Source organism: Granulicella sp. L56 (assembly GCF_009765835.1).
GTDB lineage: Bacteria > Acidobacteriota > Terriglobia > Terriglobales > Acidobacteriaceae > Edaphobacter.
Map to the genome: position 1 here is coordinate 422,554 of NZ_LMUS01000001.1, position 16,743 is coordinate 439,296.

The window sequence follows — 16,743 nt, forward strand, 5'->3', positions numbered from 1 at the left end:
GAATAATAATGAGACCGCCTGCATGAAGACCAATCCAACTCTGGACGAGCGAGCCAGTCACTGCTTCGGCTGCGGTCCCGCCAATCCGCAAGGGCTGCACCTCAGCTTCGAGATCGACACCACCCATCCGGAAATCCCCACCGCAACTGCGCACATCCAGTTGACGCAAATGCATGAAGGCCCACCCGGCCACATCCACGGAGGCATCGTAGCCACCCTGCTCGACGAGGCCATGAGCAAGCTCAACCGCCCGCTCAACGTTCTCGCCATGACCCGCCACATGGAGGTCGACTACCTACGCCCCGCATCCCTCCACCAGCCATTGACGCTCATCAGCCGTCATCTTCGCCGCGAAGGACGCAAGCTCTTCCATCAGGCCGAACTCCAGCACCCCGACGGAACCGTCCTCGCTCGCGGCAAAGGCCTCTTCGTCGTCATCGATGAGAAGTTGCTCGCCCGTGCTGGCCTCACCCAGCCGCAAGTCTAAGCCTCAAGCTCTTCCCAGTACCCCTGGTCCTCTAAGAAATATCCCTCATCCCAGCTATGCAGTGCAGTCTTGAAGAACATCCAGACCATCCGTGCATGACCCAGCTTCTTGAAGCGCCGATTGGTGGTCAGCACTTTGCCTCGCACGATGCGAAACCGTTGCCGCTCCACGCCTTTCGACAAGAGATAATCCTCCGCAAAAAGCGCCCGTTCATTGAACCCACCCAGCCCCCAGAACGCCTCGCGGTCGAACAACATAAACATCCCCGTCGCAAACGGGCTCACAAACGAGCTCGCACGCTGCACCAGATTACTGCCTGCATACAGCGCATCGTCAAAGAAGCCGCCATGCCTGCACGCAATATTCGTCGTAGCCAGATGCAGATCGCCTCGCTGCATCTTCCCCAGTGCCCGCCGCAGCAGCGTCGGCTCCGGCAGCTCCACATCGGCGTCTAGAAACAGCACAAACCGGGTCGTCGCCAATCGCGCCCCCGCATTCCGTCCCACCGAAGGCAGCCCCCCTCGAATCACTTCAACCTTAAGCCGATCACAGAAGCTCAGCGCCACCTCCACCGTGCCATCGGTCGACCCGGCATCGGCGACAATCACCCTTGCCTGCGCCATGCCCTCATAGTCCTGCTTACAAAGAGATTTCAGCAGTTTCGGCAGCATCTTCACTTCGTTCTTCGCCGGAATCACAATCGTCAGTTCCGCTTCCATTTGCCCTCCATACGCTGGCAACACCTGACTCTCTACGTAGTTTGACGAGCTAACCCAACACACCGCATAAACACTTCTTGAATTTTCAGCAAATCTCTCGCCGCCGGTCTCAGCTCCGTCAATAGTCGATAGAGGGTCAGTTTGAACTTCGAGGCAACTAAAATTACTTATACCCCCTTTTTTCGTGAAGTATGTTTAGACTTTGATCGTGGATAGCAACGGCAAGAAACTAACCTTCGCGACGAAAATGCTGAGAAGTCTGTGCGTGGGGTATGTTGTTCTTTTTGATAGTTGGTTGGCACTTAGCTGCGCGGCAATGAGTTGGGAAAGCTTTTACCCTCGCTACCGCTTGCCACAGGTCGTTTCTGGCCTTAAGTCTGCCGCGCTGGCATTGGCGCTCTTAGCTGTTGCCCTCGGGGTGACATTCGGTCACCGCTGGGCGCGTTGGGCTTCGATTGCGATTGGCGCCCTGGGTGTATGTTTCTCAGTGTTCTTGTTCTGGGACGGATACTTGAGGATTAAATCTACATACAGCGGAGAAGAGAGCTCAGAGGTATTTGGAGCCCTCGTCTTTGTTGTGACCTCTCTTTGCGTCCTCGCTGCAATGTCCGTGCCTACCGCCAAAAGTTACTTTGATGCCAAGGCGCATAGACAGTAGGAGTAACCCGAGGCTAACCAATCGCTTGGTCCAACTTCCTGAAAAGTCGGCTTTTCGGAAACTTCAGCCATTCCCTCCAACTGACCTACTACCCAATAGCCCAGCGCCTACATCCCTCGCCCCAAAACTGGTAAACTTAACTTTCCCGCGAACAGCCTGAATCACCCCCTCAGCGCGCATCTCGCGGCAAGGAGATATCGTCATGGCAGACCACACCACCAACGGCAACTTCGCCTCATCCTCCCTCCGCCTCAAGACCGGCCTGGCCGAGATGCTTAAAGGTGGCGTCATCATGGACGTCATGAACGTCGAGCAGGCCCGCATCGCCGAAGAGGCCGGAGCCATCTCCGTCATGGCGCTCGAGCGCGTCCCCGCCATGATCCGCGCCGAAGGCGGCGTCGCCCGCATGGCCAACCCCAAGCTCATCAAGGAGATCGTCGCCACCGTCTCCATCCCCGTCATGGCCAAGGCCCGCATCGGCCACTTCGCCGAAGCCCAGGTGCTCCAGACCCTGGGCGTCGACTTCATCGACGAGTCCGAGGTCCTCACCCCGGCCGACGAGGTCTACCACATCGACAAGCACGCCTTCACCACCCCCTTCGTCTGCGGAGCCCGCAATCTCGGTGAAGCCCTCCGCCGCATCGCCGAAGGCGCAGCCATGATCCGCACCAAGGGCGAGCCCGGCACCGGCGATGTCGTTCACGCCGTCCAGCACATGCGCCAGATCGTCCGCGAAATCAAGGCCCTCACCGTCCTCGATGACTCCGAGCTCTACAACGCCGCCAAGGTCCACGGCGCACCTTACGAGCTCGTCCGCATGGTCGCCAAAGCCGGCAAGCTCCCCGTCCCCAACTTCTCCGCCGGCGGCATCGCCACCCCCGCCGACGCCGCTCTCATGATGCAGCTTGGAGCAGAATCCATCTTCGTCGGCTCCGGCATCTTCATGAAGGAGCGCGCCACTCCCCTCGACGTCGAAAACGACCCGAAGGAGCGCGCCGAAGCCGTCTCCCGCGCCAAAGCCATCGTTATCGCCACCACCCACTTCAACGATCCAAAGATCGTGGCCGAAGCCAGCGAAGCCGTTATTGGCTCCATGAAAGGCCTCGCCGCAGCAGCCATCGAAGAGCGCGACCTGATGCAAACTCGCGGCTGGTAAAGCCCTGAGCGTGGAGTTTGTTTTCCTTTTTTGTCATTCCGCAGCGAAGCGGAGGAATCTGCTGTTTTGGGGCGGCCATACACCATCAGACACACCGCTCTGGCGGAAGAACCTAAAGCGGTCACGATTCTGAATCGTGGCCGCTTTTTCTGCGTCTTATTTCCAGAGCGCGAGTCGACCGCTTCAGGAAGAAGGCCACCAGCAATGGCCCACCAGTTCTCCTCCCTTACCTTTACCGACGATGTTGCCGAAGTTCAACGTGAGATGGGCAGCCGCCCCTCAAACGAAAAGCTAACCGAGCGCGGCCCCACAAACGACACCCTCGGCCCTTACGAGCGCGCCTTCATCGCCGCCCGCGATGGCTTTTACCTCTCCACCGTCGGCTCTACCGGCTGGCCCTATATCCAATTCCGGGGAGGCCCCATCGGCTTCGTCAATGTTCGCGATGAGCACACGCTGGCCTACGCAGACGTAACCGGCAATCGCCAGTACATCACGACCGGCAACCTCCGCGGCAACCAACGCGCCGCACTCTTCTTCATGGATTATCCTCACCAGACCCGTCTCAAGCTTCTGGCCAATGTAGAGACGATCCCGTGGAATAAAGCCCCCGACTGGAAGACTGAGCTGATGCTCCCCGAACGCGGCCGCCCCGAACGCCTGATCCTGCTTCACGTCGCCGCCTTCGACTGGAACTGCCCGCAACACATCCCCCAACGCTGGACCATCGAAGAGCTGAAGCAAACTACATTCTTCGAACGCATCGAGTCTCTGGAGCAAGAGGTACGTTCTCTCAAAGCAGCCCTCACAGAAGCGCAAAAGCCTTAAGGAACCTCTGATCAAGTGCTGGTTTTGAAGGGACGCGGCTTCAGCCGCGTCGTAAATCATTCTTATGCAAAGAGGCTTTAGCCTCTGAGGGAATCATTGGGGACTTAATCAGACTTTTCTTAACGTTAGCGGCCATTTAAAATTGACGGTATCCTCAGAAGCAAGGTTCTGCATGCCCCAAATATTTCAGAGCATCACACCTATCCTTCCGATCCACGACCTCCAGCGTGCCATGGACTTCTACCGGCTCCTCGGCTTCTCTTGCACGCGTTATCAGGAGGGAAATTTCTATGCCTTCCTTAGCCGCGATGACCTCGACATTCATCTCCGCAAAGCCCCCGACCTCATCGAGAGCCATAATCCCTGCGGCGTCTATTTCTATCTCGCCGCAGATACCGCTGCCGCTCTCGAAGCCGAGTTCCGCGCGGCTGGCGTCACAATTCTCTCCCCGCTCGAACCTCGTGAGTGGAAGATGAACGAGTTCATGCTCAGCGATCCCGACGGCAATCTTTTGCGCTTCGGCGAAGAACTTCCCGAAGCTTAGTGCAGTCACCAGCCGCATCGGTTCAACTTCACTACAATCAAATAAACAGCATGTCACAGACACATCTCACCATCGGCGTACTTGCCCTGCAAGGCGCATTCGAAGCCCACGCAAAAGCCCTCGAATCCCTCGGCGTCACGGCGAAGCTCATCCGCAATCCCGACGAGTTGAAGGACCTCGACGGTCTCATCATCCCCGGCGGAGAGTCCACCACCTTTCTCAAGTTCCTCGAGCGCGACGGCTTCCTCGACGCCCTGCAATCCTTCGTCGAGACCACCCCAACCTTCGGCACCTGCGCCGGGGCCATCCTGCTGGCAAAGCAGGTAGAAAATCCAACTCAAAAATCTCTCGCCGTTTTAGACATCACTGTCGAACGCAACGCCTATGGCCGCCAGATCGACTCCACCATCCTCACCGCGCCGACGAAGCTCGAAGGCGGTCCGCTGGAGATGGTCTTCATCCGCGCCCCCCGCATCACCCGCACCGGCCCCACCGTCGAAACACTCGCCGAGCGCGATGGCTTCCCCGTCCTCGTCCGCCAGGGTCATCTGCTCGCCGCTACCTTTCACCCAGAGCTAAGCGCCGACACCCGCGTCCACCAACTCTTCCTCAATCTCGTGCGTGAGCAATCCACCCAAAGTCGAAGCGCGCAAAAGTAATGCGTTCATCTGAGTCGGTCTTTCCCTCTTCATAAAGCACTCCAATACTGCCATCACGCAGCACAATCACTGTGGAGTAAGCCGAAGGCCCGGCATGGATCGTGCGCCCAACCGGCCACGTCTGGCCGCCGTCGTAGCTCACCTTCACGCTCAGATTCTCGCGCCGTGCGCTGGCGGCATTGGTAAAGAGCAGCGCGTCGATCTTTCCCCGGCGATACCGTGTAATCCCCGCATTGCAGCCCGGATCGATCAGCGCAGCATCATGGCTCATAGGGCCAAAGGAAACTCCTCCATCGGAAGAACGGGCAACCTCTCGCGTCTTTCCGTCGCGCATATTCTGCAGAATGACGGCGCCCTTCAACTCCACATTGTGACTCTCGTCCGTGCCCTCGCCGATCATCGCGCCATGCTTCCATGTCTTTCCATGATCGTCGCTGTAAGCGTTAAGCGAATGAAGCACGCCCTTTTCGTCCCGCACCACCAGAGGCACCAGCAACCGTCCACTGCTCGTCTGGATATCGGTGCCCGATGCCGTAAACATGGCCTGCCACTGCGGCTCTTTAATCTGAGGAGTCAGGTCAACCGGGCTAGACCAGGTGACGCCATCGTCGTCGCTGTACATCGCATGGACCTGAAGCGTTGTCTCCCCAGTTGTCGTCCCCGGCTTCGACGCCCGAAACCCGATTCCGGGTGGTCCGTAGGCGTGAAAGCACCAGACGCGCCCGTTCGAGCGGTCCAGCAGCAGCGATGCATCCCCAACGCCGCCCTTCTCGACGGCAAGAATGGTCCGCATCGGCTCCCAGCTTTTTCCGCCATCGAAACTTCGCCGCATGACGAGAGAGATGTGGGCAGGCAAATCCTGCGAGCTGTCCCTGCGAGCGTCTACCACCGCGATCAGGGTGCCTTTGGCAGTCTCTACCAATGCCGGAATGCGGTAGGTGTTGACGCCGGTCTCGCCTTGCTGGAAGAGATCTGCCTGCGAAAAGACAGGCTGTCTCGCAAAGGCAGACAGTGGCAGCGAAGCCATCAGCATCAGGGTACAAAGTCTGTTTCTGATCTTCATCGAACAGCCTAATCTCCACACCCTTCGCAGCGACGTATCTCAGGCAACATTCGTCTTGAAAAACTCCAGCGTCCTCTCCCGTGCCTGCGCAGCCGACGCCGCATGATAGGTATTCGGATCCACGTCGCGATTGAACGCATGTCCCGCACCATCGTAGATATAGATCTCAACCTGAGGATGCGCCACTCGAACCGCCTCAATCTGGTCAGACCCGATATGACTATCGGCACCGCCAAAGTGCAGCATCACCGGACAGCTCGGCTCCTCCTCGGCATACTTCCCAATCCCTCCGGGATAGTATCCAACGCAGCACGACGGCTGCATCTTCAGCGTCTCGCCCCGCGTCGCCGTCAGCCAGCTCATCAAGCCGCCGTAGCAGAACCCCAGCACGCCAATCCCCTTGCCTACGCCCCTCGCCACCTCATAGGCCGCAGCGATATCCAGCAGCGCCGTCTCGGGATTCAGCTTCTTCCAGAACTCCCCCGCCCGCTTAGCGTCCTCTCCCTCGTACTTCAGCTCCACCCCACGCTCATAGCGATCGAACAGCGCCGGAGCGACCACGACGAAGCCCTCTTTGGCATACTCGTCGGCCACGCTGCGTATATGCCAGTTGACGCCGAAGATCTCCTGCACCAGCACGATTGCCCCAATCGGCTCTCCCTCAGGGCGCACGACATACACGCCCAGCTCATGCCCATCCGACGCCTTCACCTTCAACCATTCGCTCATCGCTTCCCCTTTTCCGTTGTCGACTATGCTTGAGATAGATGCGAGATCAACGTCCGCCGTCCACCGTTTTCTCCGCATAGCCTTTGATCTCGCCCGTCCAGCGAAGAAACCGCAGCAACTGTCTCTTCTCTTTCCAGAACAGGTTCCAGAAATCCCTTGCCCGCACCGTATCCGCTCGCTGCCCGGAGTAGGTCTCGAGCCGCCAGCGCAGATAGGGGCTCCGCCAGGGCCGCAGCCTCTCGCCCCGTGTAGCATTCCACAAAAAACTAATTGCTCCCATCATGACCCCGCCCCTCCAGTATAAAGAAACAATTTCACTCGAAAGGACTGCTCCCGGGCGAAGAAAGCAAAAAGGCCCAACCAGAAAGGTCGGGCCTCATGTATTGAAAGCAAGATGCTATTGCATGTAGTCAAACAGATCTGTCTTTTCGAGCGCGGTCATCACGCTCATCAATGCCTGATTCTGCGTCTCCGCCGAGCTGAGCTGCGTAGCCACCGAAGCCGGATCGGCAGAGACCAGACTTCCCTGCTGCACCTTGAACTGAGCCTCCTCGGTCTGTGCATAGGTGCTGGTAGCCTCCAACCGGCTGAGTGAGCCATCCAGCAGACTGCGTTGTGCGGATACATTGCTCAGCGCAGCCGACAGTATTCCGGTATCGGCGATAGCGCTTGCGCTCGCCGTGCCCCCTGCAAAATCCGCGATCAACTGATTCAACGCTCCAAAGACGCCCGAGCTGCCCGAACCAAAAACATCCGACCCGACAAGGTTCGTCTGGATCTTCTGTCCGCTCGGCGTCTCGACAGAGTTGGCGCTCGTATCGCCCACATAGCTGGTCGTAGCAGGCGAAGTCGAGCTGTCCAGCGTGAACGGTCTGACCGATCCCTGGCTGCCCGCAAAGAGCGACTGGCCAAGGTAGCTTGTGTTCGCCAGCGACAAAACCTGGTCGCGAATTCCTGTGAGCTGCTGCTCGATGCTGGCGATGTTGGCCGAGTTGAGCGTTCCGTTCCCTCCCGAAACCGCCAGCGACAAGGCCGAAGTCAGTTGGCTGACCACTTCACCCAGCGTCGAGTCCGAGACCTGCATCATCGACTGCGTCCCCGACACGGTCTGAACGAAGGTGTCGTCCTTCGAGATCGCGCTGGCCATCATCGTACTCTCGGCCACAGCAGTCGGATCATCCTGTAAAGACGTAACTCGCAGACCGCTCGAAAGCTCGTTCGTAAGCGTAGCCTCAAGGCTGCTCGACTGGTTCAAAGCTCCCGCAAGATTGCTGACATAATTCGGATCGACCCTCACGCACCCCTCCTGATCAAGCTGACTGAAACCGCAAAATTTGGAGCCCGCGCTCTAAGTCACCGTGGTCTCTACACCCAGATTCAACGCGCTGGCCATAATCGCATCGACAATCGAGAACACCTTCGCCGCAGCCTCATAGCTGCGCTGATACTGCGTCAGGTTCGACGCCTCCTCATCGAGCGAGACCCCCGACAGCGAATCGCGCTGACTCGTAAGCTGCGTCAAAGTAGCCTGCTGCGCGGTATTGTCCGTCGTCGCGCCAGCCGCATCGTTGCCAACCTGCCCAAGAAATGAGGCGAGAAAACCCGAAGCCGTCTGTCCGCCAGCTACGTTCGCCGTCGAAAGATCAGCCAGCGCAATCGCATTGCCGCTGCCGGATGATCCTTCACCAGTAGCCGCTGCTGCAATTGCCTTCGGATCGCTCGTCGCTACCTGAATCGACAATGCCGCACCAGCCGCGCTCGTCGGCAGGGTAAAGATCGCACCGCCGGGATTGCCACTACCATCGGTCCCCAGCGCATTCTGCTGGTTCACCGCAGTCCCAATTCCATAGGCGAGATTGTCCAGCGCACTCGCGTACGTGGGCAGCTCCTGATCTCTCGCCTGCAAGACGCCGCCAAGCTGTCCGCCGGTAATGCCCGAAGTCACATCCTGCCCATTCGCGACTACGTCGGTCTTTCCAGCCACCTGCGTTGTGCTCAGCGCATAGGACTGACTGCCGCTCACCAGGACCGCGCCATTCGCGGTCGTCAGCGTAATGCCGTTCGACTCGGTGGTCATCTGGTCGAGGCCAACATACTGCGACAACTGTGCAATCGCCAACTGCCGCTGGTCTTCGAGCGTTCCCGCATCCGTATTGGGACTGATGGTCGCAATCTGCTGGTTCAGCGATGCAATCGTCGTCGTCAAAGAGTTGATCTGGCCAACCGTAGTGCCAACCTGCTGGTCGAGCCCCGTACTCACTTGTGCAAGCTGGTTCGAGGCAGAGTTGAAGGCCGACGTGAGATTGTTCGCAGCCGTCAGCACCGCCTGCCGGGCCGACGTATCCCCAGGACTCCCCTCGAGTGTCGAGAGTGAATTGAAGAAGGAGTCCACCGCCGAGCCAAGCGCCGTCGAGCTGGCCGACGTACTCGTCGAGCTCAAGCCAAAGATGTCCTGCACCTGTTGCAGCGCCGATTGAAGCGCCCCGCTCTGCGCCTGCGTCTGCGTCTGCTGCTGCACGCGCTGTTCCAGAACCCGGTCGCGTACGGACGTTGCGGTACTCGTGATTCCGGTGCTGTAGCTCGTGCCGCTCAGGGTCACAGCGTCCGTCGGCTGCCAGTTCACCACCTCACGCGTATAGCCCGGCGTGTTCTGGTTCGACACATTGTTCGCGGTTATGTTCAGAGCGTTCTGGTCCGCCATCAAGGCTTCCCGGGACAGGTCCATCAGCGAGGTCAGCGTTCCCATAGGTCTCTCGTATTTCTTCCGTACAAACGGCGAAGCGCGTTGAGATTTGATTCACTGTGATACAAAACCAGCTCGAGCACACGCTTCTTCGCCACGATGGACAGAATGGAATCGATGCCGATCCAATCCGTAACGAGCTGGGATTGAGCCAGCGTCGTCAATCGTCGTTCGATCACTTGAAGAGCGTCTAAATCCAGAATGGCAAGCGCATGGATAGTCTCATCCAGAGCCTCTCCCAGCGCCTGTGCGATAGCCATCTCTACTCCAGCAGAGAGTCGATCATCTTGCTGGCCACGTCCGACGAGGAGACGTTATAGCTCCCCGAGGCAATCGCCTTCTGTAAAGCAGCCACCTTATCTGTCCGTACATCCGATCCCTCAAGCGCATGGGCAATCACGCCACCGGCAGAGCTCAGGCTTGTCTGGTCAGCCTGCTTCGCGGGCGTCGCCGTTGCGTTGCGCTGCTGAGAAGCACTCGTTGATTCCGTCACCTGGGACGCCGGCTGTGTCGGCGCAGGTGTAATCGAGCTAAGCGCCTGCGGCAGGCTCCCGATTCCGTTTGTGTAACTCATGTGTTCCTCCGTCTACTTGAATCTATCGGCGCAGTCTCACTAAACTTTAGTACCGTGCGACGCTTTTTGCGTCTCCCGCTGATGCTCCTGCGTCACCTGTCGAATCACCTGCCGGGCGATGCCGAGCCCTCCGCCCTTGGATATCGCCGTGGCCACGGCCTCTGTCCCAAAGCTGCTGATCGTATCCATCGAACTATCGCTGCTCTTCTCGTCATCCCCGCCCCAGCTATCCTCGCCAGAGCGCATCGGCTTCAACATCTCCTGCAGCATCATCGACTCGAACTGCTGAGCAGCATTGACCAGCTTCGGATTCTTAGCTGTGGTCGTCGTCGCTGGCGGAGCACTGCTCGCTATCGTCGCATCAATCTTCATAACACCTCAATCTCCGCCTCCAAAGCGCCCGCGGACTTCATCGCCTGAAGAATCGAGATCACGTCTCGCGCCGAAGCGCCGATCGTCTGCAGGCTGCGCACCAGATCATCGACCGTCGCTCCCTGCTTCAACTCAATGCTGTTCACAGGTTTATCCCGCGCGGTAACTCTCGTCTGCTGCACCACCTGGCTCGTGCCTCCAGACGAGAAAGCGTTCGGCTGCGATACCTCGAACTGGCTCACCACGTTGATCGCCAGACCGCCGTGCAGGATCGACACCGGTTGCAGCACCACCGTTCCTCCGATGACCACCGTTCCTGTCCGTTCATTGACCACGACCTTCGCCCTCGGAAAGACCGGCACCTCCACCGATTCCACCTGCGCCAGCAACTCTGGAACATCCTCTCCGTGCACGACCGAGAGATCGATCTGCCTGCTGTCGAGCGCATGAGCGGCCTGCCTTCCCAGCTCATGATTGATCGCCTGCGACACGGCCTCGGCCGTCCGAAAATCCGCATCGTTCAACAGCAGTGAAAACTTGCTTCGCCCTTCCAAATCCAGAGGCACACCCCGCTCCACGATTGCTCCATAAGGAACCCGCGCCGTATTGGGATGGTTGTACTGTTTCGTATTCCCATTCACGCTGACCGAGTAACCACCCACCACCAGCGGTCCCTGCCCCTGCGCATAGATCTTGCCATCGGCACCATAGAGCGGAGTCATCAAAAGCAACCCACCCTCAAGACTTCTAGCATCGCCAGCAGAGGAGACAGTCACATCCAGCTTCGTTCCAGGTCGCGCAAACGGCGGCAGCGTCGCTTCCACAAAGACAGCCGCGAGGTTCTGCACCCGGATCGACGTCGCCGGAACACTGACTCCCATGCGCAACAAGGTCGCAGCCAACGTCTGCGCAGGAAAGGTCGTCTGCTGGCTATCGCCCGTGCCCTGCAGGCCAACCACGATGCCATAGCCAACCAGTTGATTGTCGCGGATGCCCTCAATCGAGGCGATATCCTTCACTCGCGCCTCTCTCTGCGGCATCTCCGGCGCATCGACAGCAAACCCCGGCAACGCCAACGCAAGCAGGCCAACCAGCGCCAACCCACGGCAGACAATTTTTCTTTCCAGTATCGTCGACACTCTCAAGTCACTCACTCTCGCAATCATGGCGCATCCACTTACAATCTGTTTAGAATTTTTGAACCACGTCATCTCGACCGGAGCGAAGCGTAGTGGAGAGACCCCTGTATTTCGTCCTTGTCCTTGCTGTTGCCTGTTCCTGATCGGTGTCATCGCTGCAAATCGGTGTTAAGCCTCCAGTTTTAAACAGCTCCTCAGAAGATCAGGATCTGTTGCAGAAGCCGGACCAGCGCATTCTGACGATGGGTGTAGTCGTTGACGATGCCCTTCCCGCGAACCTCGAGCTCAAGGCTTGAAATCGCAGTCGAAAGCACCTGATTCTGTTGAGAGATGTCCTCAGGCCGCACCAGCCCATGAAGGACAATCGTCTGCGTCTGCTGGCTGAACTCAACCTGCCGGGCCGCTTCGATCACAAGAATTCCATTCGGAAGCACCGCCATCACCTGACCGCCGAACACGGTGCTCAAACTCGAATTGGTCGCGCTCGTGCCCTGGGCATTCAGTCCCGACGCAGCATTCATATTGATTAAATTCTGAAGGGCATTGCCCGCGTGCAGCGTTCCAATCAATCCGGAGATTCCGGAGTTTGCATTCGAAGTGCGCGAATTCTTCACCGTTCCATCCGTCGACGCGGCGAGGTTCTCCTCCACCACCACCGAGATCAGGTCGTGAGGCCGCATCGCGCGAACATCTGTATTCATGCGGGTCAGCCGCCCGTTGTCCGTCCAGATCGAACCCGGCGTCGGCAGCACATTCGAGTTCGCGGTGCGTACCCGTTCCAGATAAGAGTCGAGCGACGTCTCGGCAACGCTCGGCTTCGGCGCCAACGCCTTCTTGATCGCCTGAACCTGTGCATGAAGCGAACAGGCAGCCATCAGCAACAGCAGCAGGCCAATCATCCCTGCAACAAATGGTCCCATTCCCCCCTTTCGCGGTTGTCGCGGAGGCATCGGCGTTGCAACCGCCGGCGTAAACTCAACTCCTGGCCAATCCTTCGTCTTCATCCCCCAGCCAATCAGCATGAGATCGGTCATGGCTGCATCTCCACGTCTGCATGCCCGTGAACGATACCCCTGAATTGCTCTTCCACCGATTGATTGCTGCCTTGTCGCCGCAACAAGCGCACGCGAATAGTCTCGCCCATACTCCCGCTCTGTTCGGCAACGCCGCTCACTTCTATCCGCAGCAGATCTTCCTGCCGCCAAAGCTCAACGATGTCGCCTGCGCGAACCAATGGAGAGCGCTCCACACGAGCCTGCGCGCTCAATCCACGCTGTGCATCGCTCGTTTCATCCGTGCGAAGCGAAACTCCAGGCCACTCAGGATGCCCGCAGCTCACAATCGTCGCCCAACTCTGCTGCATCACCGGGTCCCAGCGAACGCTGGCCACGCGGTAGCCCTTGTCATCCGGCATCGACGAAGGCGCAGCCTTCGCTCCCGCCAATCTCATGGCAGCCGCGGGCGTTTCAGCACAAGCCGCCGCAAAGGCAGTCGCGCTCTGCAATCCCACCAGCGCAATCAAGCTCAACAAAATCCATCTACGCGAGCAGAACCGATTCTCCATAGCGCACCTATCGAATCATTCCGTTGATCTGCGAATACATATCGTCGGCCACATGCACGACCTTGGAGTTGCTCTCGTACGCGCGCTGCGCCAGGATCATCTGTACAAACTCCGCCACCACGTCGACGTTCGAGTTCTCCAGGCCGCCCTGCTGCAGCGTCCCCATCCCACTGTTTCCACCCGGAACATCCGTAATCGCATTGCCCGAAGAATCAGTCGGCATCAGAAGATTGCCGCCAACCGAATTCAATCCACCCGGATTCACGAACGTCGCTAACTGGATCGTCCCCAGTTGCGCCGCCGCTGTCTGTCCGGGAATCGTCGCCGTCACAATGCCATACGCCGAGATAGTGATGTTGGTCGCGTTCGATGGAATCGTAATCGCGGGCAGCACGGTGTCGCCGTCCGCAGTCACCATCGTCCCCTGGTTATTCCTGTGAAAGCTCCCTGCCCTCGTATACGCAATCGTTCCATCCGGCTGCGACACCTGAAAGAATCCGCTCCCCTGGATCGCCAGATCCAGCGTGTTGCCAGTGGAGTTGAAGTCTCCCTGCGTCATGATGACCTCGCTGGCCGACGACTTCGTTCCCAGGCCGATCTGCAACCCCGCCGAATCCGTCTGCGTGCTCTCTGCCGATCCCGGCACGATCACGTTCTGATAGATCATGTCCTCGAACTGCAATCGCCGCTCGCGAAATCCGGCCGTCGCGGAGTTGGCGAGATTGTTCGCCACCGTGTCCAGATTTGCCTGTTGCGCGCTCATGCCGCTGGCCGCCGTATACAACGCTCGAATCATCGTCTACTCCATTCCCTTCTGTTTGGGCAGGCCTTCCCCAGCGCCGTGCCGTTCGTGTCAAACCCGCGGCAGGTCCTCCGCCGCAACCTTATCGAAGCTGTTGTCAAAGACGCTGAGCGCCTTCTGCATCATCTCTGCCTGTCGCTGCACCAGCACCATCTGCATCGTGCCGTGAATCGCATCCTCGTTCGATCCTTCGACCGACCCCTGAATCAACGAGGCCTTTCCCGCCACCGGCTTCGCCCCATCTGCCGAAAAACGGTTCGTCCCCTCGGCCTCGAGCACCGACCGGTCGCTGAAGTCGAAGACGCCCACCTGTCCCACAATGGCGTTTCCATCCTGCGTCGTCACGGAGATGCTCCCGTCCGGCCCCAGATGCACAGCCCCGCTCGGAATCGTAATGCTCTGCTGGTTGATGTCGAGCACCGGCTCCCCTGCACTCGTCTCCAGCATCCCGGCAGCCGACCGCCGAAACGAGCCATCGCGCGTGTAGCGAACGCCGTTCGCTGTCTGGATCGCAAAAAATCCCTGCCCCTGCAAGGCGAAGTCCAGAGGATCGCCTGTCGCCGTCAACTCTCCCTGCCCCATGTCCAGCAGGTTGCCGCCGAGAACGCCAAAGTCATTGACCGACTGTCCGACCTGCGACGCTCCAGCCGAAGTAGCCTGGTCCATCCCGCCCGTCAGCACGCCGCTGAAATAGTCCCGCGCCGCCCGAAAGCCCGTCGTTCCCGCATTCGCCAGATTGTTGGCCGCGGTGTCGAGCGCCTGCGTGCGCGCCAACAGCCCTGTGTATGCCGCATATAAGCCGCTATCCATGCCCGTGATAATGCAGGTCAGTGGCCGAAGTCGTGCCACGCGGGGTTAGAGAAAATTAAGAACGCCTTCGTCCCCTCAAGCTTCCAGCCCATCAGCCGATACAGCAAACAGATCGAGATGTACTACCGGAGGGGTGGGTTGCGAGCTCTGATTATTGATGATTCAGCAGTGATGAGGAAGGTGATCGAACGGGCGCTTCGCCAGGCTGGCCTCGAACTCACCGAAGTATTACAGGCCTCCAACGGCGAAGAAGCCCTGCAGGCCCTGCGCGACGACAGCGGCAAGCCCAACCCGCTGTCCCTGATTCTCAGCGACATTAATATGCCGGTGATGGACGGCCTGCAATTCCTCGAGCAGCGGCGCAACGAAAAGCTCGGCATCGGGATCCCCGTCGTCATGATCACCACCGAGGGCAGCGAGCCGCTCGTCCTCCGCGCCATCTCCGCCGGAGCAATGGGCTACATCTGCAAGCCCTTCACCGCCGAACAGGTCAAGGCACGCGTCGTGCCTCTGCTGCGAGTGGCTTAGTCTCACCGACAACCGTCGATCCCAACTTCTAAACAAAAAGAGGACACATGCTGGCAACCGAGAATCCCACCCCGCACGCCGAAATGGCGAACCGACTCGACACCGCCGTCTCCGAGGTATTCGAGATGATGCTCGAGCGAAGCTGCGACCCCATGGACGGGGACGTCAACATCATCGACGGCAGAATCGTCGCCCGCATCCAGTTCACCGGCGCCGTCTCCGGCGAGTGCATCCTCTACGCCAGCCCCGCCACCGCTGCTGTCACCGCCGAAGCCCTGCTCGGGACAGCCTCCTCCGAGCCCGCCGATCCCATGGTCGACGACGCCATCGGCGAGTTGTGCAACATGATCGCCGGCGGATGGAAGAGCAAGCTCGAACACCCGCAGGCAGGCTGCCTCATCTCCGTCCCCGCCGTCACCCGCGAGGGCCTCGGCGCCCTGGAGGGCAAGTTCGGCACCAAGTTCAGCCGCACCTACTCCTTCCAGGGCAACGTCTTCGGCATCGTCCTCGCCTTTTAATCGAGAAGCAAAGCAGTGCCACTCAACCAATAAGTTATAAAGACCGCCCATAAAGATAAGGCATAGAGAGCGCCCGCAGCGATAGCGCCTCGCACCAAGCGCCAACGGCGCGATTTATACTAGCCTGGGGCAAAGCCCCAGGTACCCAGCCCCCCAATCAGTAAAGGGCTGAAGGCCCGATCTATACCGCTCCGCTCACGCTTGATACGCCATCGATCTAGACCGCTTTCTGCTTCACCAGCTCAACGTCAAGCTCGATCTTCACGTCGTCGCCCAGCATTACGCCGCCGGTCTCGAGCGCCGCATTCCACGTCAGCCCATATTCGCTGCGCTTGATCCTGGTCGTGGCCGAAGCACCGATACGGAGATTGCCCCAGGGGTCCTTCGCCTCGTCGGAAGGCCCTTCGACCTTCAGTACCACTTCCTTGCTCACGCCCAGAATCGTAAGATTTCCCGTGACCTTGAATTCGCCCTCGCCCTCACGTTCCACCTTCGTGCTCTTGAACGTAATCGAAGGATACTTCTCGACATTGAAAAACTCCGCGCTCTTCACATGAGCATCGCGGTTCTCATCGCGCGTGTTGAGCGAGTTGACGTCGATCTCCGCCTCAATGCTCGAAGCCGCAAGGTTCTCCGGGTCAAAGACAACCGTGCCCTTCACACTCTTGAAGTCACCACGCACGTTCGAAATCATAAGGTGGCGAATCGTGAACTGCGCACTCGAGTGCGCCGGATCTATCTCATATACAGTCTTCATCGGTCTTCTCTCCTTGGTTGGTCAAGCGTGATGGTTTGTATTGCATGATGTTCCATAAATCCTCTTAGACTCTATTAAGAACTCGCACGTCAT

The 16,743-nt window shown here is 58.8% G+C and carries 22 protein-coding genes; 7 read left to right on the top strand and 15 right to left on the bottom strand.

Annotated elements, in window-relative coordinates; genetic code table 11:
• Positions 1 to 22: 22 nt before the first annotated feature.
• Entirely contained in the window at positions 23 to 487 is a 465-nt protein-coding gene (locus GSQ81_RS01740) for a PaaI family thioesterase (RefSeq protein WP_158909020.1), read from the top strand.
• Here GSQ81_RS01740 and GSQ81_RS01745 read toward each other — a convergent pair.
• Positions 484 to 1,206, bottom strand: a complete 723-nt coding sequence (locus tag GSQ81_RS01745) for a glycosyltransferase (RefSeq protein ID WP_158909021.1) — start codon at positions 1,204 to 1,206, stop codon at positions 484 to 486. The genes GSQ81_RS01740 and GSQ81_RS01745 overlap by 4 nt on opposite strands.
• Before the next feature lie 860 nt (positions 1,207 to 2,066).
• Between GSQ81_RS01745 and pdxS the strand changes: the two genes are divergently transcribed.
• From pdxS to pdxT, 4 genes are all read left to right on the top strand, one after another.
• Positions 2,067 to 3,020 (top strand): pyridoxal 5'-phosphate synthase lyase subunit PdxS, encoded by a 954-nt coding sequence (pdxS, locus tag GSQ81_RS01750; RefSeq protein WP_158909022.1) that lies wholly within the window; start codon positions 2,067 to 2,069, stop codon positions 3,018 to 3,020.
• A 204-nt stretch (positions 3,021 to 3,224) separates the two neighbouring features.
• Positions 3,225 to 3,848: a pyridoxamine 5'-phosphate oxidase family protein gene (locus GSQ81_RS01755; RefSeq protein WP_158909023.1), complete on the top strand. Its 624-nt coding sequence runs from the start codon at positions 3,225 to 3,227 to the stop codon at positions 3,846 to 3,848.
• A gap of 172 nt (positions 3,849 to 4,020) precedes the next feature.
• Positions 4,021 to 4,392: a VOC family protein gene (locus tag GSQ81_RS01760; protein ID WP_158909024.1), complete on the top strand. Its 372-nt coding sequence runs from the start codon at positions 4,021 to 4,023 to the stop codon at positions 4,390 to 4,392.
• 50 nt (positions 4,393 to 4,442) lie between these two features.
• Complete coding sequence (pdxT, locus tag GSQ81_RS01765) at positions 4,443 to 5,051, top strand: pyridoxal 5'-phosphate synthase glutaminase subunit PdxT (RefSeq protein WP_158909025.1); 609 nt, start codon at positions 4,443 to 4,445, stop codon at positions 5,049 to 5,051.
• On the opposite strand, the gene GSQ81_RS01770 is transcribed toward pdxT, so the two are convergent.
• The 13 genes from GSQ81_RS01770 to GSQ81_RS01830 form a co-directional block, all read right to left on the bottom strand.
• Complete coding sequence (locus GSQ81_RS01770; protein WP_158909026.1) at positions 5,002 to 6,114, bottom strand: exo-alpha-sialidase; 1,113 nt, start codon at positions 6,112 to 6,114, stop codon at positions 5,002 to 5,004. The genes pdxT and GSQ81_RS01770 overlap by 50 nt on opposite strands.
• A gap of 39 nt (positions 6,115 to 6,153) precedes the next feature.
• The gene (locus GSQ81_RS01775) at positions 6,154 to 6,843 is read right to left on the bottom strand and encodes a dienelactone hydrolase family protein (RefSeq protein WP_158909027.1); all 690 of its coding nucleotides are present in this window, start codon (positions 6,841 to 6,843) and stop codon (positions 6,154 to 6,156) included.
• Positions 6,844 to 6,889: 46 nt separating this feature from the next.
• Positions 6,890 to 7,126 carry a hypothetical protein gene (locus tag GSQ81_RS01780; protein WP_158909028.1) on the bottom strand — a complete coding sequence of 79 codons (237 nt, stop codon included), beginning with the start codon at positions 7,124 to 7,126 and terminating at the stop codon, positions 6,890 to 6,892.
• A gap of 114 nt (positions 7,127 to 7,240) precedes the next feature.
• Complete coding sequence (locus GSQ81_RS01785) at positions 7,241 to 8,140, bottom strand: flagellin (RefSeq protein ID WP_158909029.1); 900 nt, start codon at positions 8,138 to 8,140, stop codon at positions 7,241 to 7,243.
• 51 nt (positions 8,141 to 8,191) lie between these two features.
• Positions 8,192 to 9,589, bottom strand: a complete 1,398-nt coding sequence (gene flgK / locus GSQ81_RS01790) for a flagellar hook-associated protein FlgK (RefSeq protein WP_158909030.1) — start codon at positions 9,587 to 9,589, stop codon at positions 8,192 to 8,194.
• Entirely contained in the window at positions 9,577 to 9,846 is a 270-nt protein-coding gene (locus GSQ81_RS01795) for a hypothetical protein (protein ID WP_158909031.1), read from the bottom strand. The genes flgK and GSQ81_RS01795 overlap by 13 nt, the downstream gene beginning before the upstream one ends.
• Before the next feature lie 2 nt (positions 9,847 to 9,848).
• Positions 9,849 to 10,160: a flagellar biosynthesis anti-sigma factor FlgM gene (gene flgM / locus GSQ81_RS01800; RefSeq protein ID WP_158909032.1), complete on the bottom strand. Its 312-nt coding sequence runs from the start codon at positions 10,158 to 10,160 to the stop codon at positions 9,849 to 9,851.
• A 39-nt stretch (positions 10,161 to 10,199) separates the two neighbouring features.
• Positions 10,200 to 10,532, bottom strand: a complete 333-nt coding sequence (locus tag GSQ81_RS01805) for a hypothetical protein (RefSeq protein ID WP_158909033.1) — start codon at positions 10,530 to 10,532, stop codon at positions 10,200 to 10,202.
• Positions 10,529 to 11,572, bottom strand: coding sequence for a flagellar basal body P-ring protein FlgI (locus GSQ81_RS01810; protein WP_254060041.1), 1,044 nt, complete (start codon positions 11,570 to 11,572; stop codon positions 10,529 to 10,531). Before GSQ81_RS01810 ends, GSQ81_RS01805 begins: the two co-directional genes overlap by 4 nt.
• Positions 11,573 to 11,865: 293 nt before the next feature.
• A complete protein-coding gene (locus tag GSQ81_RS01815) occupies positions 11,866 to 12,705 on the bottom strand; it encodes a flagellar basal body L-ring protein FlgH (RefSeq protein ID WP_254059931.1) in 840 nt (279 codons plus the stop codon).
• Positions 12,702 to 13,202: a flagella basal body P-ring formation protein FlgA gene (locus GSQ81_RS01820; RefSeq protein WP_158909035.1), complete on the bottom strand. Its 501-nt coding sequence runs from the start codon at positions 13,200 to 13,202 to the stop codon at positions 12,702 to 12,704. Before GSQ81_RS01820 ends, GSQ81_RS01815 begins: the two co-directional genes overlap by 4 nt.
• Before the next feature lie 40 nt (positions 13,203 to 13,242).
• On the bottom strand, positions 13,243 to 14,031 hold the full coding sequence (gene flgG, locus GSQ81_RS01825) for a flagellar basal-body rod protein FlgG (RefSeq protein ID WP_158909036.1): 789 nt from the start codon (positions 14,029 to 14,031) through the stop codon (positions 13,243 to 13,245).
• Between the two features lie 57 nt (positions 14,032 to 14,088).
• Entirely contained in the window at positions 14,089 to 14,847 is a 759-nt protein-coding gene (locus GSQ81_RS01830; protein WP_158909851.1) for a flagellar hook-basal body protein, read from the bottom strand.
• A 138-nt stretch (positions 14,848 to 14,985) separates the two neighbouring features.
• Here GSQ81_RS01830 and GSQ81_RS01835 point away from each other — a divergent pair, with 138 nt between their 5' ends.
• Positions 14,986 to 15,375, top strand: a complete 390-nt coding sequence (locus GSQ81_RS01835) for a PleD family two-component system response regulator (protein ID WP_254059932.1) — start codon at positions 14,986 to 14,988, stop codon at positions 15,373 to 15,375.
• 47 nt (positions 15,376 to 15,422) lie between these two features.
• Positions 15,423 to 15,893, top strand: coding sequence for a chemotaxis protein CheX (locus GSQ81_RS01840; RefSeq protein ID WP_158909038.1), 471 nt, complete (start codon positions 15,423 to 15,425; stop codon positions 15,891 to 15,893).
• A gap of 217 nt (positions 15,894 to 16,110) precedes the next feature.
• Here the strand turns inward: GSQ81_RS01840 and GSQ81_RS01845 are convergent, their stop codons facing one another.
• On the bottom strand, positions 16,111 to 16,650 hold the full coding sequence (locus GSQ81_RS01845) for a YceI family protein (RefSeq protein WP_158909039.1): 540 nt from the start codon (positions 16,648 to 16,650) through the stop codon (positions 16,111 to 16,113).
• Positions 16,651 to 16,743: the final 93 nt, after the last annotated feature.

Bases quoted from the DNA above. Each gene is read 5' to 3' on its own strand.
- GSQ81_RS01740 (WP_158909020.1), top strand. From the start codon at position 23: ATGAAGACCAATCCAACTCTGGACGAGCGAGCCAGTCACTGCTTCGGC.
- GSQ81_RS01745 (WP_158909021.1), bottom strand. From the start codon at position 1,206: ATGGAAGCGGAACTGACGATTGTGATTCCGGCGAAGAACGAAGTGAAG.
- pdxS (WP_158909022.1), top strand. From the start codon at position 2,067: ATGGCAGACCACACCACCAACGGCAACTTCGCCTCATCCTCCCTCCGC.
- GSQ81_RS01755 (WP_158909023.1), top strand. From the start codon at position 3,225: ATGGCCCACCAGTTCTCCTCCCTTACCTTTACCGACGATGTTGCCGAA.
- GSQ81_RS01760 (WP_158909024.1), top strand. From the start codon at position 4,021: ATGCCCCAAATATTTCAGAGCATCACACCTATCCTTCCGATCCACGAC.
- pdxT (WP_158909025.1), top strand. From the start codon at position 4,443: ATGTCACAGACACATCTCACCATCGGCGTACTTGCCCTGCAAGGCGCA.
- GSQ81_RS01770 (WP_158909026.1), bottom strand. From the start codon at position 6,114: ATGAAGATCAGAAACAGACTTTGTACCCTGATGCTGATGGCTTCGCTG.
- GSQ81_RS01775 (WP_158909027.1), bottom strand. From the start codon at position 6,843: ATGAGCGAATGGTTGAAGGTGAAGGCGTCGGATGGGCATGAGCTGGGC.
- GSQ81_RS01780 (WP_158909028.1), bottom strand. From the start codon at position 7,126: ATGATGGGAGCAATTAGTTTTTTGTGGAATGCTACACGGGGCGAGAGG.
- flgK (WP_158909030.1), bottom strand. From the start codon at position 9,589: ATGGGAACGCTGACCTCGCTGATGGACCTGTCCCGGGAAGCCTTGATG.
- GSQ81_RS01795 (WP_158909031.1), bottom strand. From the start codon at position 9,846: ATGGCTATCGCACAGGCGCTGGGAGAGGCTCTGGATGAGACTATCCAT.
- flgM (WP_158909032.1), bottom strand. From the start codon at position 10,160: ATGAGTTACACAAACGGAATCGGGAGCCTGCCGCAGGCGCTTAGCTCG.
- GSQ81_RS01805 (WP_158909033.1), bottom strand. From the start codon at position 10,532: ATGAAGATTGATGCGACGATAGCGAGCAGTGCTCCGCCAGCGACGACG.
- GSQ81_RS01810 (WP_254060041.1), bottom strand. From the start codon at position 11,572: ATGCCGCAGAGAGAGGCGCGAGTGAAGGATATCGCCTCGATTGAGGGC.
- GSQ81_RS01815 (WP_254059931.1), bottom strand. From the start codon at position 12,705: ATGACCGATCTCATGCTGATTGGCTGGGGGATGAAGACGAAGGATTGG.
- flgG (WP_158909036.1), bottom strand. From the start codon at position 14,031: ATGATTCGAGCGTTGTATACGGCGGCCAGCGGCATGAGCGCGCAACAG.
- GSQ81_RS01830 (WP_158909851.1), bottom strand. From the start codon at position 14,847: ATGGATAGCGGCTTATATGCGGCATACACAGGGCTGTTGGCGCGCACG.
- GSQ81_RS01840 (WP_158909038.1), top strand. From the start codon at position 15,423: ATGCTGGCAACCGAGAATCCCACCCCGCACGCCGAAATGGCGAACCGA.
- GSQ81_RS01845 (WP_158909039.1), bottom strand. From the start codon at position 16,650: ATGAAGACTGTATATGAGATAGATCCGGCGCACTCGAGTGCGCAGTTC.